The organism is Streptomyces sp. AM8-1-1 (assembly GCF_032229325.1).
GTDB classification, from domain to species: Bacteria; Actinomycetota; Actinomycetes; order Streptomycetales; family Streptomycetaceae; genus Streptomyces; species Streptomyces achmelvichensis.
Window position 1 is genome coordinate 5847244 of sequence record NZ_CP135086.1, and the last position, 13506, is coordinate 5860749.

The window sequence follows — 13506 nt, forward strand, 5'->3', positions numbered from 1 at the left end:
CCTCCAGGTCGTACGGGTGTCCGGGGCTGCCCATGGTGCCGTACGGCGCGGTAGGCGGCCGACAGGAACCCCCGTACCTGACCTACCGTCAGATTGAAACGTGTTCTAGTCTGCCGCCCATGGGCATCGGAATCACGCACGAAGAACGGGAGTTGGCCGCCTCCGTGCGCGGCTGGCTGGCGCGCGCCGTGCCTCCCGGGGAGGTGCGGAAGCTGCTCGACGTGCCCTCCGGCGGACTCGGCAGGCCCGGGCACTGGGACGGTGCGGCGGGTCAGGGGCTCCTCGGTGTGCATCTGCCCGAGGAGCACGGCGGGGGCGGCGGCTCTCTCGTCGATCTGGCCGTCGTCCTGGAGGAGGCCGGCCGCGCCCTGCTCCCCGGGCCGTACGTGATGAACGCACTCGCCGCCGAAGTGCTCGGCCGCGCCGGCCGGCACGACCTCGTCCGCGCGCTCGCCGACGGCCGCCGGATCGCCTCCGTCGCCCTCGGCGCCGGCACCCTCACCGCCGTCCCGGCCGGCGACGGAGCAGTGCGGATCGACGGCTCCGCCCCGCCCGTCCTCGCCGGAGCACAGGCCGATCTCCTGCTGCTCGCCGCGGAGTCGGGGCACGGCACGGTGTGGACGGCGGTGGACGCGCAGGCCCTCGCCGTACGCGCCCACGACAGTGCCGATCCGACCCGGCCGACCGCCGAGGTGGCCGCGCATCACGTCCTCGTCCCCGGGCAGCGCGTCCTGGACGTCCCCGGGTCGCTCGTCGGCGACCTGGCGGCCGTGCTTCTCGCGGCCGAGGCCTGCGGAGTGGCCTCCCGCGCCCTGGAGACCGCCACCGAGCACGCGACCGTGCGCGAACAGTTCGGCCGGCCCATCGGGCAGTTCCAGGGGATCAAGCACTTGTGCGCCGACATGCTCATCCGCCTCGAACAGGCACGGGCCCTCACCTGGGACGCGGCCCGCGCCGCCCGGGACGAGCCCGAGGCGCTCGGGCTGGTCGCCGCGCTCGCCGCCGCCACCGCGCTGGACGCCGCGTACACCTGCGCCAAGGACTGCATCCAGATCCTCGGCGGCATCGGCTTCACCTGGGAGCACGACGCGCATCTGTATCTGCGCCGCGCACTCGTGGCACGCCAGCTGCTCGGGCCGGGCGACAGTCACCGGCAGCGGGCCGTACGTCTGGCCGCCGGTGGGGTACGGCGTGCGCTGCGCCTCGAACTGCCCGGAGAGGCACGGGCCCACCGTGACGACGTACGCGCGGCAATCGAGGCGGTCCGTGGGCTCTCCCCGCACGCCGCCCGCCGCGCCCTCGCGCCCACCGGCCTCGCCGCCCCGCATCTGCCACCGCCGTACGGGCGGGGCGCAGGACCGGTGCAGCAGCTCGCCGTGCAGCAGGAACTGGCCGACGCGGGCGTGGCGATCAGCGGACTGTCCATCGCGGCCTGGGTGGTTCCGTCGCTGATCGCGTACGGCACCGACGCCCAGAAGGAGCGCTATCTGCTGCCGACGCTGCGCGGCGACCTCCGGTGGTGCCAGCTCTTCAGCGAGCCGGGAGCGGGATCCGACCTGGCGTCGCTGCGGACGAAGGCCGAGCGGGTCGACGGCGGCTGGCGCGTCACCGGCCAGAAGGTGTGGACGAGTGCCGCCGGCCGGGCCGACCACGGCATCCTGCTGGCGCGTACGGATCCCACGGCGCCCAAGCACCGGGGCCTGACCTACTTCGTCGTCGACATGAAGCACACCGACGGTATCGACATCCGCCCGCTGAAGGAGATCACCGGCGACTCCCTCTTCAACGAGGTGTGGTTCGACGGTACGTTGCTGCCGGACGACGCCGTCGTCGGTGCCGTGGACGACGGCTGGCGGGTCGCCCGCAACACCCTCGGCAACGAACGCGTCCACATGGCTGACCAGCTCACCTTCGGCACCGGCCTCGAAGCCCTGCTGGCCCGCGCGCCCGGCCTCGACGACGCGTACCGCGCCCGCGTCGGGGCGCTGGCCGCCGAGGCGCACGCACTCGGCTGCCTCGCCCTGCGGACGACGATGCGGCAGGTGTCCGGACTCGAACCGGGCGCGGGCGCCTCCGTACGCAAACTCGTCCAGACCCTGCACCAGCAGAAGACCGCCGAACTGGCCCTGGAACTCCTCGGGCCCGACGGCTCGGTGTGCGAGGGGCCGGGGGAGGCGGCGGTGCGCGAACTGCTGATGTCGCGCTGCCTGACCATCGCCGGCGGCACCACCCAGGTCCAGCTCAACGTCGTCGCCGAGCGCATCCTCGGCCTTCCCCGGGACTGAAGGAGCACGCTGTGAAGAGCTACATCGTCGGCGTCGGGATGACGAAGTTCGAGAAGCCCGGCACCCGCGCCTGGCAGTACTGGGACATGGCCGAGGAGGCGGGCACCATGGCCCTTGCCGATGCCCAGGTCGCCTACGAGGACGTCGAACAGGTCCCCGTCGGCCACTGCTTCCAGGCGTCGACGGCCGCCCAGCGCGCGGTCTACGTGATCGGGCTCACCGGCGTCCCCGTCTACAACGTCAACAACAACTGCGCCACCGGCTCCACGGCCCTGATGATGGCGCGGCAGTTCGTCGAGGGCGGCATCAGCGACTGCGTCCTGGCCCTCGGCTTCGAGAAGATGGCCCGCGGCGCGCTCGGGGCCGGGGCGGACGGCGGGGACTTCGCGTCCTCGCCCGTCGCGCGGCACTACGGGATCATGGCCGCGGCCCACGGCTTCGAGGCGACACCGCCCACCGCGCAGATCTTCGGCAACGCCGCCCGGGAACACATGGAGCGCCACGGCACCACCGAGCGGCAGCTCGCGGCCGTCGCCGCCAAGAACCACCGGCACTCCGCCGACAATCCCAACGCCCAGTTCCAGGACGTCTGGTCCGTCGACGAGATCCTCGCCGCGCGCACCGTCCACCGCCCGCTGACCAAGCTCCAGTGCTCACCCACCTCGGACGGCGCGGCAGCGGCCGTGGTCGTCTCCGAGCGGTTCGTCGTCCGACACGGGCTGCACGAGAAGGCCGTGGAGATCGCGGGTCAGGCCATGACCACCGACACCGAGGAGTCCTTCGCCTCCGGCTCCTGCATCGACGTCGTCGGCAAGCCGATGTCCCGGGCCGCCGCCCGCCTCGCCTACGAGCGGTCCGGCCTGGGGATCGAGGACGTCGACGTCGTCGAACTGCACGACTGCTTCTCCGTCAACGAACTGCTCACCTACGAGGCGCTCGGCATGTGCCCGGACGGCGAGTCCGGAAAACTGGTGGAGAGCGGCGCGACCACCCACGGCGGGCGCTGGGTGGTGAATCCGTCCGGCGGGCTGATCTCCAAGGGGCACCCCCTGGGCGCTACCGGCCTCGCGCAGGCCGCCGAGCTGACCTGGCAGCTGCGGGGCGAGGCGGGCAGGCGTCAGGTCGAGGGCGCGCGGGTGGGGCTGGCCCACAACATCGGCCTGGGCGGGGCGGCGGTCGTCACCCTGCTGCGCAAGCCCTAGCCGCATCGACAGAGGCCTCAGGGCTGTCCCGTAATCCCCGGCGGGCGCACGACGACATCTACGGCACTCCCCCAAGCTCTTCGAGCAGGGGGGACCCCCACGCTGCGTTGTCGGATCGCCCGAATACGCCCAGTATGAGGACGACCTCCCCCAGCCTCCGGCGGGGGTGCCCCCATCGCCTTGCGATGCACCGCATCTGACGCCGCGCGCTGGTCCACCGGGGATTACGGGACAGCCCTAGGTCTCCCGGCACGGGGCGCGTACATCTTTATCCGGATGTACGGACCGTACGTCGGCTGAGACCATGACGGCCATGGTCCACGCCCGCTCAGACGCCCCCGAATCCCTCATACCCGCACCCGCCAAGAGCGCCCGCACCTGGCTGGTGGTGCTCACCGCGTGTGCCGGGCAGTTCCTCGTCGTGCTCGACGTGTCCGTCGTCAACGTCGCGCTGCCCTCGATGCGCGCCGACCTCGGGCTCTCCACGATCGGGCTCCAGTGGGTGCTCAACGCGTACTCCATCGCCTTCGCCGGGTTCATGCTGCTCGGCGGCCGGGCCGCGGACATCTTCGGCCGCAAGCGCACCTTCCTCGTCGGACTCGGCCTGTTCACCGCCGCGTCCCTCGCGGGCGGACTCGCCCAGGAGGGCTGGCAGTTGCTCGCCGCCCGGGCGGTGCAGGGGCTGGGCGCGGCCGTGCTCGCCCCGGCGACCCTGACCATCGTGACGGCCGCCGTGCCGCCGGGCCCCGCCCGCACCCGGGCGATCGGCACCTGGTCGGCGGTGGGAGCCGCGGGTGGCGCCGCCGGCGGTCTCGTCGGGGGAGTCCTCACCGATCTGCTGTCCTGGCGCTGGGTGTTGCTGATCAATGTGCCGGTCGGTGCGCTGGTGCTGCTGGGGGCGGCCGTCTGGCTGACCGAGAGCAGGAACGGGGCGGGCCGCCGCCTCGACCTGCCGGGCGCGGTCCTCGTCACGGGCGGCCTGGCCTCGGTGGCGTACGGCATCGTGCAGACGGAGGAGTCGGGCTGGACCGCTTCCGCCACTCTGCTGCCCCTGCTCGGCGGCCTGGCACTCCTCGGGCTCTTCGTCGCCGTCGAGGCGCGGGCCAAGGCCCCGCTGATGCCGCTGAAGGTGTTCCGGTCCCGGGCGGTCTCGGCCGCCAACGTGACCATGATGGTGTGCGGTTCGGCGTCCTTCTCCATGTGGTTCTTCATGACGGTGTACGCGCAGAACGTGCTGGGGTACACCCCGCTCGAAGCGGGACTCGCGCTGATCCCCAGCTCGGTGAGCGTGATCGTCGGCTCCAAGCTCGCGCCCCGCTTCATGGCGAGGGCGGGAGCCACCAACGTCGCCGTCATCGGTGCACTGATCGCCGCGACCGGCTTCGGCTGGCAGTCCACGATGACCGCCGACGGCGGCTATCTGACCTCGATCCTCGGACCCGGCATCCTGATGATGACGGGTGTCGGCCTCGCGGCGACCCCGCTCGCCGCCCTGGCCACCGCCGGTGCCGAGCCGGCGGACGCCGGTCTGGTCTCGGGCCTGATCAACACCTCGCGCACGATGGGCGGCGCACTGGGTCTCGCCGTGCTGTCCACGGTCGCGGCGGCGCGCACCGGGGGAGGCACCGGGCCGGGTGAGCTGGCCGCCGGATACGCGCTCGCCTTCCGTACGGGAGCGGGGGTGCTGGTGACCGGAGCGGTGCTGATGCTGCTCCTGCTGCCGCGCCGGGTGGAGCCGTAGAGCGGCCGTCAACGCCCGCCGGAGTACGAGCAGCCCCGGCACTCAGGGGAGTTCAGAGCCAGCCCTGCCGGCGTGCCGCCCGGACCGCTTCCATGCGGTTGCGGGTGCCCGTCTTGCCGATCGCGGACGAGAGGTAGTTGCGTACGGTCGACTCCGACAGATGCAGGGTGCCCGCGATGTCGGCGACGGTGGCACCGTCCACCGACGCGTTGAGCACGTCCTGCTCCCGCGCGGTGAGCGGATTGGGCCCCGCGCTCAGCGCGGCGGCGGCGAGTACCGGGTCGATGACGGTCTCCCCGGTCAGCACCCGGCGGATCGCCGACGCCAGTTCCTCCACCGGCCCGTCCTTGACGAGGAAGCCCGCCGCCCCGGCCTCCATCGCCCGGCGCAGATAGCCGGGCCGCGCGAACGTCGTCAGGATCAGCACCCTGCAGTCGGGCACCTCGTCCCGCAGATCCGCCGCCGCGTCGAGGCCGCTGCGACCGGGCAACTCGATGTCCAGCAGCGCCACATCGGGCCGCCACTCCAGCGCCGCCCGGACGATCTCGTCGCCGCGGCCGACCTGGGCCACCACGTTCAGGTCCGGCTCCATGCCCAGCAGCAGTGCGAGAGCGCCCCGCAGCATGCCCTGGTCCTCGGCGAGAAGCACGCGGACGGACTTGGACGGACGGTGGTCCCGCGGCATCTCTTCCACTCCGTCATCGTATGTCCGACCAGCGCGAACGCCTCCTGTGCGACGCACCCGGCCCCCGGGCGTGGACACAGCGGGCCTGCCCGTGGACGTGGCCGTAGCGGTCCTGCCCCTGGACGCGGCACGGGTCAGAGCGCGGGTGCCGGGCTGTCGTCCTGCACCGGGAGCCGGGCGCGGACGCGGAAACCCGCACCGGCCGGGCCCGCCTCCAGGGTGCCGCCCACCGCGGCCAGGCGTTCGGCGAGCCCCCTGAGCCCGGTGCCCTCCGTCTCCGCGAGTGTGTCGACGGGAGCCCCGATGCCGTCGTCGGCGATCGTCAGCTCGACCCGCTCCGCCGCGGTCGTGAGGGTGATCTCGCAGGTGGTCGCGCCGCTGTGGCGTACCGCGTTGGTCACCGCCTCGCGCACCACCCAGCCGAGCAGCACCGCGGTCTCCGGTTCCGGCGGCGGCCCCGACCGGCGCACCACCGCCTCGACGCCGGCCGCGCTCAGCACCGAACGGGCCCGGTCCAGTTCGGCTCCGAAGCTGCCCCGGCGATAGCCCGTCACCGCCTCGCGGATCTCGGTCAGCGCCTGGCGGCCCACCGACTCGATGTCCGAGATCTGCGCCAGCGCCGCGTCCATGTCCCGTGACCCCAGCCGCCTCGCGGCCTCGGACTTCACCACGATCACCGACAGCGTGTGGCCGAGCAGATCGTGCAGATCGCGGGAGAAGCGCAGCCGCTCCTTCTCGACGGCGGTGCGGGCCAGTTCCTGCCGGGTGTCGCGCAGTTCCCGCACCGTCTCGGACAGGGCCAGGATCGCAGCGGTCACCATCCCGGAGATGAGGGTGCCGTACGCGACGCTGATCGCGCCCCAGCCGTCCCGCAGCCCCGCCACCAGACCGGCGGTGACCGTCAGCGCGAGGACCACCACGCCGACCCGGGGGCCGCGCATCACGGCGCCCGTCGCCAGGCCCAGCAGCGGGAAGAAGTACAGCCACTCGCCGCCGTAGCCCCCCGCCAGGGCGAAGGTGACCGCGGCGAGCGCGAGCAGCAGCAGACGGGTCGTCGTCGTCTCCCGCGCCCTGCGGTCGAAGGCGCGGAAGACGAGGGCGATGTAGAGCGAGTTGAAGATCAGCACTCCGATGGCGCCGATCCAGGGATTGGGCGTCTCGCCGCGTACGAGATTGGCGATGGCGCCCATCCCCATCAGCAGCCAGGGCAGCATCGTGAATCCGCTCGGCGGACCGATGCCGTCCCGCGCCGGTCCGCACCTCTGTGACGGCCGCCGCTTCCCGAGGCCGATCCTGTGGCGTGTGCCGCACTCGCCGTCCGCTGTCTTCGTCATACGGACGACGCTACGGAGAGGACGCGCTTCCCGGCAGACACAGGTGTACGGACCCGGCGGTGACAAATGTCCCGGGCGGGGGCGCGGATGCCGGCCGAACGCGGATGCCGGCCGAGCGGACCGAGTCGCGTCCCGGACCGAGCGCCGCCCCGCCCCGACCCGGAACGAGCCCAGCCCCCGCCCCGACCCGGAACGAGCCCAGCCCCCACCCGGACCCGAGCCCCCACCCGGACCGACAGCGACCGCGGCGGCACCCTCCCCAGTCGCCCCGTACCCGTTCCTGACTACCCGTCAATTCCCTTCACCGGTCTGGTGTCCGCGCTCTTCACATGTCCTGTGGCCTGCGTTATACATAGGGGCCACCGGCCCTAGAACGCGTTCTAGAACGGGGCGCCGGGCCGGTCCCACGCGACCTCGGTGCGGCCGACGGTGCGGACGGCCGTGCCGAGGTCTTCCCCTCCTCAAGGAGCCAGAGCCTCATGCCCATCGATCCCGCAAAGGCCGTCGCCGCGGAGCCCCGCAGCGCCGAGATCAGCTGGGACCGCAAGGACGTCCAGCTCTACCACCTCGGCCTCGGCGCCGGTCTTCCCGCGACCGACCCCGCCGAGCTGCGCTACACCCTGGAGTCGAGGCTGCACGTCCTGCCGAGCTTCGCCACCGTCGCGGGCGCGGGCAAGGGTGTCGTCGGGGGGCTCACCGGACCCGGACTCGACATCGACCTCGCGTCCGTCCTGCACGGCGGACAGACCGTTCGGCTGCACCGGCCGATTCCGCCCGGCGGGACGGCCCTCTCCACGACACGGGTCGCCGCCGTGTACGACAAGGGCAAGGCGGCGGTCCTCGTACTGCGCACCGAGGCGGCCGACGACGACGGCCCGCTGTGGACGAACGACTCACAGATCTTCGTACGCGGCGAAGGCGGCTTCGGCGGTGACAGAGGGCCCTCGTCCCGCACCGAACTCCCCGCGCGGGAACCGGACAAGACCGTGGAGAAGCGGATCCGCGAGGACCAGGCCCTGCTCTACCGCCTGTCCGGCGACCTCAACCCCCTGCACGCGGACCCGGAGTTCGCCGCCCGCGCCGGATTCGACCGCCCCATCCTGCACGGCCTGTGCTCGTACGGCATGACGCTCAAGGCCGTCGTCGACACCCTGCTCGACGGGGACGTGACCCGGGTCCGCTCGTACACCACTCGCTTCGCCGGGATCGTCTTCCCCGGCGAGACCCTGCGCATCAGGATGTGGCGCCGCACCGAGGGCACCGAAGGCATCGGGGTGTCGGTCACGGCCGTCGAGCGCGACGACGCTCCCGTACTGGCCGACACCACCGTCGAGCACGACTGACCGGACACGACACGAACCGAGGGAGCCGCACCGTGCGCGCAGCCGTACTGCACGAGACAGGGCAGGACAAGCTCGAAGTACTCGACGACGTCGAGGCGGTGGGCTTCGGCCCCGGCAAGGTCAGGATCCGGATCCGGGCCACCGGGCTCTGCCACTCCGACATCTCCGCGATGAACGGCGTCCTGCCGCAGCCCGCGCCGTTCGTCCCCGGCCACGAGGGCGCCGGCGAGATCATCGACGTCGGCGACGGGGTGGGCGGGCTGAAGCAGGGCGACCGGGTGCTGCTGTGCTGGCTGCCCGCCTGCGGCATCTGTCCCTCCTGCAAGCGCGGGCAGACCGAACTGTGCCTCGCGGGCTTCCTGAACGCGGGCACCCCCAACTTCAAGCGTCCCGGCGGCGATGTCTTCGGCTTCGCGGGGACCGGCACCTTCACCGAGGAGGTCGTCGTCGACGCGGCCTGCGCGGTGCCGATACCCGACGACGTGCCGTTCGACATCGCCGCGCTGATCGGCTGCGGAGTGACCACCGGACTCGGCGCCGCTATCAACACCGCCGATGTGGAGGCCGGTTCGTCGGTCGCCGTCATCGGCTGCGGCGGTGTCGGCATCTCCGCCATCCAGGGCGCTCGGCTCAAGGGGGCGGCGCAGATCGTCGCCGTCGACCCGGTCGCCACCCGTCGCGAGGCGGCCCTCAGGTTCGGCGCCACGGAAGCGGTCTCGCCCGACGAACTCGGCGACGCCAAGCAGCGGATCACCGCGGGCGAGGGCTTCGACTACGTCTTCGAGGTCGTCGGCAAGTCGGCCACCGCACGCACGGCCTACGAGACGACCCGGCGCGGCGGCACCCTGTGCATCGTCGGCGCGGGCGCCATGGACGACTTCCTCCAGCTCAACATGTTCGAGCTGTTCTTCGACGAGAAGCGCATCCTGCCGTCCATGTACGGCGGCGGGGACGTGCTCACCTCCTACGAGCGGGCGATCGCGCTGTGGCGGGCGGGCCGCATCGACCTCGAAGGGCTGATCACCCACCGGGTGCCGCTCGCGGAGATCAACGACGCACTGGCCCAGATGCGTACCGGTGAGGCGCTGCGCACCTGCATCGAGATCTGACACCGCCGGTACCCCCTACGGGAAAGGAACCCGATGTCTCTGCCACTCGACGGCCTGTCCGCGATCGTCACCGGGGCGGCCCGCGGGCTCGGCCGCGCGGAGGCGCTCGAACTGGCCCGCCTCGGCGCGGGCGTCGTCGTCAACGACTACGGACGCCCGGGCCGGGACGGCTCCGGTGAGGCCTCCGCGACCCCCGCGGAGGAGGTCGCGGAGGAGATCCGTGCGGCGGGCGGTTCGGCCGTCGCGCACCACGGCGACATCGCCGACTTCGACCGGGCCCGCGAGCTGGTCGACCTGGCCGTCGCCACCTACGGAAAGCTGGACATCCTGGTCAACAACGCGGGCATCCTGCGGGACCGGATGATCTTCTCGATGTCCGAGGGCGAATGGGACTCGGTGATCCGCGTCCATCTCAAGGGTCACTTCAACATGACCCACTTCGCCTCGGTCCACTGGCGTACACGCTCCAAGTCCGCCGGTGCGCCGGTCTACGGACGGATCGTCAACACCTCCTCGGAGGCGTTCCTCGCGGGCTCCGCGGGCCAGCCGAACTATGCGGCGGCCAAGGGGGGCGTCGTCGGTCTGACGACGTCGTCGGCACTGGCCCTCGCCAAGTACGGGGTCACGGCGAACGCGATCTGCCCGCGGGCCAGGACTCGCATGACCCAGGACGTCTTCGCGGGCTTCGAGGAGCCGAGGGACGGCGGGCTCGACCCGCTGGCGCCGGAGCATGTGGCACCGCTGGTCGGCTATCTCGCCTCACCGGCGGCCGCGGGGGTCAGCGGTCAGCTGCTCGTCGTGCACGGCGGGATGGTGGCGGTCGTGGAACGCCCCAAGGTCTCGGCGCAGTTCGACACCGCGAAGGAGAGCTTCAGCTTCGACGAACTGGACGCCTTGCTGACGCCGTTCTACGCGGACCGCAGCGCGCACGAGACGTTCGCGGCGTCGGAGGTGCTGGGCCTCAAACGCGGACGGGGCGGCCAGAACCTGTCCTGAGGTGTTCCGTCCGGGCAAGGGTGTCCGGCCGGATGCCGTGCTCGTACGCCGGCGGGGACGCGGCCCCGCCGGCGCGCGGGCACGAGGGGCGCGGGCCCCGGAGCATCAGTTCGTGCGGCCGTCCGGCTCGGGGCGGCGGTGCTTGCCGTGCGCGGGCGACGCGTAGTCCTCCGTGCGCGCCGCACCCCCTCGGTGCTTACCGGCACCCCCTGCCTCCGCCTCCTGCGGACGCGCGTCGGTGGTGTCGGTTCGGGCTTCAGACATGTGGGAAATTCCCCCGTTGAGATCGTCGACATACGTGTCCGGCCGGTGCGGTGTCACCCGCACCGGCGGCAGAGTTTATCCAGGGCCCAGTCGGCCGGTGAGAGGCGCCTGCTGCAAAGGAACCGGCTTGCACACAGCGGGAGTCCCGGAGCCCCCGGACGGTTCCCCACCTGCGTGTTCCGCTTGTGCCGGTTCGGTGACCGTCTCGTGCGCGAAGACCTCCGAAGCGTCGATCCGCGCCAGCGCGCAGGCCACGGTCCCGGTCGTGTACGGGAGTTGCAGCACCCCCTCCCGGCTCCACATTCCCGAGCCCGCCAGCCACCCGTCCGGCGCGGCCAGTTGATGCAGCCGGCGGCCCGCGGGACGCCAGATGCCGAGCCAGCTCCCCGCCGCGCCGTCGACGCGCAGCCCCACCGCACAGCTCTCCGGCACCAGCACCTGTCCGGGCTGCACGGCGAAGGGCGTCACCGCGCAGTCGGCGAGCCGCAGGCACTCCGGGAACCGCACCGGGCGCAGGCTGCCGAGCACACCCCATCCCAGCCGGTCGTGCCCCGCCGCGTCGGACCGGATGAGCAGCAGTCCGCTGTCCGGGTCCGCCAGCAGCAGCCGGTCGTTGCTGTCCTCCGTGATCTGGAGCAGTGGTGTCACCTCGCCGCCGCGCTCCAGGTCCACCGCGACCGCCTTCACCGGCGCCCCGGACTGCTGCCGGTCCAGCGCGAGCATCCGTCCCGTACGGTCCAGCCACACACCGCCGGTGCAGCGGCCCGGCACGTCGGTGACATGCTCCGGGCCGAAGGCGCCGCCCGCCACCAGCCAGATCGCGGTCGAGTGCTCACCGGGCGCGAGGGCATAGGCGCGGCTGCCGTCCGGCGACGGCGGAAGCATCGTCAGCTCGTCCGTCTCCACACCGCCGAGCGGCAGCTCGCCCGTCCCGGGACCGGTCGGGTACAGCAGCGAGAAGGCGTGCCGGTCCTCCACCCGCCGCCGGATGAGCACCCGCCCGTCGCTCAGCGGGTGCACGTCCGTGTCGCGTTCCTCGGGCTGGTCCAGGGGCAGCGGCACGGCGTAGGGCTCGGGACCGTCGAGCGTCCAGCGCTCGGGGTACAGGGCCTCTCCCTCGCCGGCCAGCCGGGCCGCGTAGGAACCGTCCACCGCGATCGTGATTCCCGTACTCCCCACCGCACCGTCCTCCGGAGCGGTCTCGATGGCACAGGCTGTCATCGGCACTTCACCTCCGGTAACGACGCTAAGTTTCGTACGTCCTGCCGAACAACGCGAGCTCTCTGTCTTCACACATAAGGGTGTTGATGCAACGGTTCTCCTGAGGTGGGCGAGGTGAGTGTGCTCGGCAGGTACCCCGGCGGTGCGGGGGGAGCCGATGGCACCCGCGGAAACGGCCGTGCTTAAAGTCAGGCATCCCTGAGTACCGGATCTGGAGCACCTCATGTCCCTACGCCGCCGCGGCACAGCCGCAGCCATCGCCTGCGCCGCCGCGCTCACCCTCGCCGCCTGCGGAAGCGGTGACACCGCGGGGAGCCCGTCCGGCAAGGCCGACGCCGACGGCAAGAAGGCCGTCGCCCAGGGCGGCAAGGGCTTCGGCGACGCCGCGGCGAAGACCGCCGCGATGGGGACGGACGCGAAGCCGGGCCAGTTCCCGCGCACCATCACCCACGCCCTCGGAAAGACCGAGCTCAAGGCCGCTCCCCAGCGCGTCGTGGTCCTCGATGTCGGCGAGCTCGACAACGTTGCCTCGCTGGGCGTCAAGCCCGTCGGCTACGCGCCCACCGAGGGCGACGAGGGCATCCCGGCCTACCTCGCGAAGGTGGCGGGCAAGCCCGCGAACGTGGGCACGATCAACAGCCTCAACCTGGAGGCGATCGCGGCCCTCAAGCCCGATCTGATCCTCGGCAGCCAGCTGCGCGCCGCCGACAAGTACAAGGAGCTCTCGCAGATCGCTCCGACCGTCTTCTCCATCCGCCCGGGCTTCACCTGGAAGGAGAACTACCTCCTCAACGCCGCGGCGCTGGACAGGACGGCCGCCGCGAAGGAGAAGCTCGCCGCGTACGAGAAGAAGGCCGATCTGCTCGGCACCGACATCGGCGCGACCAAGCCGACCGTCTCGATGGTCCGCTACATGCCCGGCAAGATCCGGCTGTACGCCCAGGCGTCCTTCATCGGCACGATCCTGAAGGACACCGGACTGCCGCGGCCGGAGAACCAGCAGATCGATGATCTCGCCGTCGAGATCAGCCCCGAGAAGATCGACGACGCCGACGCCGACTGGATCTTCACCGGGGTCTACGGAGACCCGAAGACGACCAAGCGGGACACCGCCCGGTCGAACCCGCTGTGGAAGAACCTCGAAGCGGTCAAGGCCGGCCGGGCCAAGGACGTACCGGACGAGACGTGGTATCTCGGTCTCGGTGTGACCGCCGCCGACCGCGTGCTGGACGATCTGCGCGGCTTCCTCGTCCCGTAGGTCCCGTCCCGGACGGGGCCCGGGAGCATCGTGGCCGGATGCCCAGGCCGGCGGGGCGCCGAGCGCGG

At 72.1% G+C, this 13506-nt stretch carries 11 protein-coding genes; 7 read left to right on the top strand and 4 right to left on the bottom strand.

Features of this window, described 5'->3' with window-relative positions; all coding sequences use genetic code 11:
* Positions 1-119 precede the first annotated feature (119 nt).
* From RPQ07_RS26100 to RPQ07_RS26110, 3 genes are all read left to right on the top strand, one after another.
* The gene (locus tag RPQ07_RS26100) at positions 120-2285 is read left to right on the top strand and encodes an acyl-CoA dehydrogenase (RefSeq protein ID WP_313946626.1); all 2166 of its coding nucleotides are present in this window, start codon (positions 120-122) and stop codon (positions 2283-2285) included.
* An 11-nt stretch (positions 2286-2296) separates the two neighbouring features.
* Positions 2297-3487, top strand: a complete 1191-nt coding sequence (locus RPQ07_RS26105; protein WP_313946627.1) for a lipid-transfer protein — start codon at positions 2297-2299, stop codon at positions 3485-3487.
* Positions 3488-3800: 313 nt separating this feature from the next.
* Positions 3801-5228, top strand: a complete 1428-nt coding sequence (locus RPQ07_RS26110) for an MFS transporter (RefSeq protein WP_313949027.1) — start codon at positions 3801-3803, stop codon at positions 5226-5228.
* Positions 5229-5280: 52 nt separating this feature from the next.
* On the opposite strand, the gene RPQ07_RS26115 is transcribed toward RPQ07_RS26110, so the two are convergent.
* Together RPQ07_RS26115 and RPQ07_RS26120 are read right to left on the bottom strand one after the other, a co-directional pair.
* Positions 5281-5913 (bottom strand): response regulator transcription factor, encoded by a 633-nt coding sequence (locus tag RPQ07_RS26115; RefSeq protein WP_313949028.1) that lies wholly within the window; start codon positions 5911-5913, stop codon positions 5281-5283.
* A 134-nt stretch (positions 5914-6047) separates the two neighbouring features.
* Entirely contained in the window at positions 6048-7247 is a 1200-nt protein-coding gene (locus RPQ07_RS26120) for a sensor histidine kinase (RefSeq protein ID WP_313946628.1), read from the bottom strand.
* Positions 7248-7726: 479 nt separating this feature from the next.
* Between RPQ07_RS26120 and RPQ07_RS26125 the strand changes: the two genes are divergently transcribed.
* From RPQ07_RS26125 to RPQ07_RS26135, 3 genes are read left to right on the top strand one after another with little or no spacing between them, the layout of a single operon-like run.
* The gene (locus tag RPQ07_RS26125) at positions 7727-8590 is read left to right on the top strand and encodes a MaoC/PaaZ C-terminal domain-containing protein (RefSeq protein WP_313946629.1); all 864 of its coding nucleotides are present in this window, start codon (positions 7727-7729) and stop codon (positions 8588-8590) included.
* A 32-nt stretch (positions 8591-8622) separates the two neighbouring features.
* Positions 8623-9699, top strand: coding sequence for a Zn-dependent alcohol dehydrogenase (locus RPQ07_RS26130; protein ID WP_313946630.1), 1077 nt, complete (start codon positions 8623-8625; stop codon positions 9697-9699).
* A gap of 33 nt (positions 9700-9732) precedes the next feature.
* Entirely contained in the window at positions 9733-10695 is a 963-nt protein-coding gene (locus tag RPQ07_RS26135) for a 3-oxoacyl-ACP reductase (RefSeq protein ID WP_313946631.1), read from the top strand.
* A gap of 105 nt (positions 10696-10800) precedes the next feature.
* On the opposite strand, the gene RPQ07_RS26140 is transcribed toward RPQ07_RS26135, so the two are convergent.
* The gene (locus RPQ07_RS26140) at positions 10801-10959 is read right to left on the bottom strand and encodes a hypothetical protein (RefSeq protein ID WP_313946632.1); all 159 of its coding nucleotides are present in this window, start codon (positions 10957-10959) and stop codon (positions 10801-10803) included.
* 75 nt (positions 10960-11034) lie between these two features.
* A complete protein-coding gene (locus RPQ07_RS26145) occupies positions 11035-12180 on the bottom strand; it encodes a hypothetical protein (RefSeq protein ID WP_313946633.1) in 1146 nt (381 codons plus the stop codon).
* Between the two features lie 223 nt (positions 12181-12403).
* On the opposite strand from RPQ07_RS26145, the gene RPQ07_RS26150 reads away from it, so the two are divergent.
* The gene (locus tag RPQ07_RS26150) at positions 12404-13438 is read left to right on the top strand and encodes an iron-siderophore ABC transporter substrate-binding protein (protein WP_313946634.1); all 1035 of its coding nucleotides are present in this window, start codon (positions 12404-12406) and stop codon (positions 13436-13438) included.
* Positions 13439-13506 lie beyond the last annotated feature (68 nt).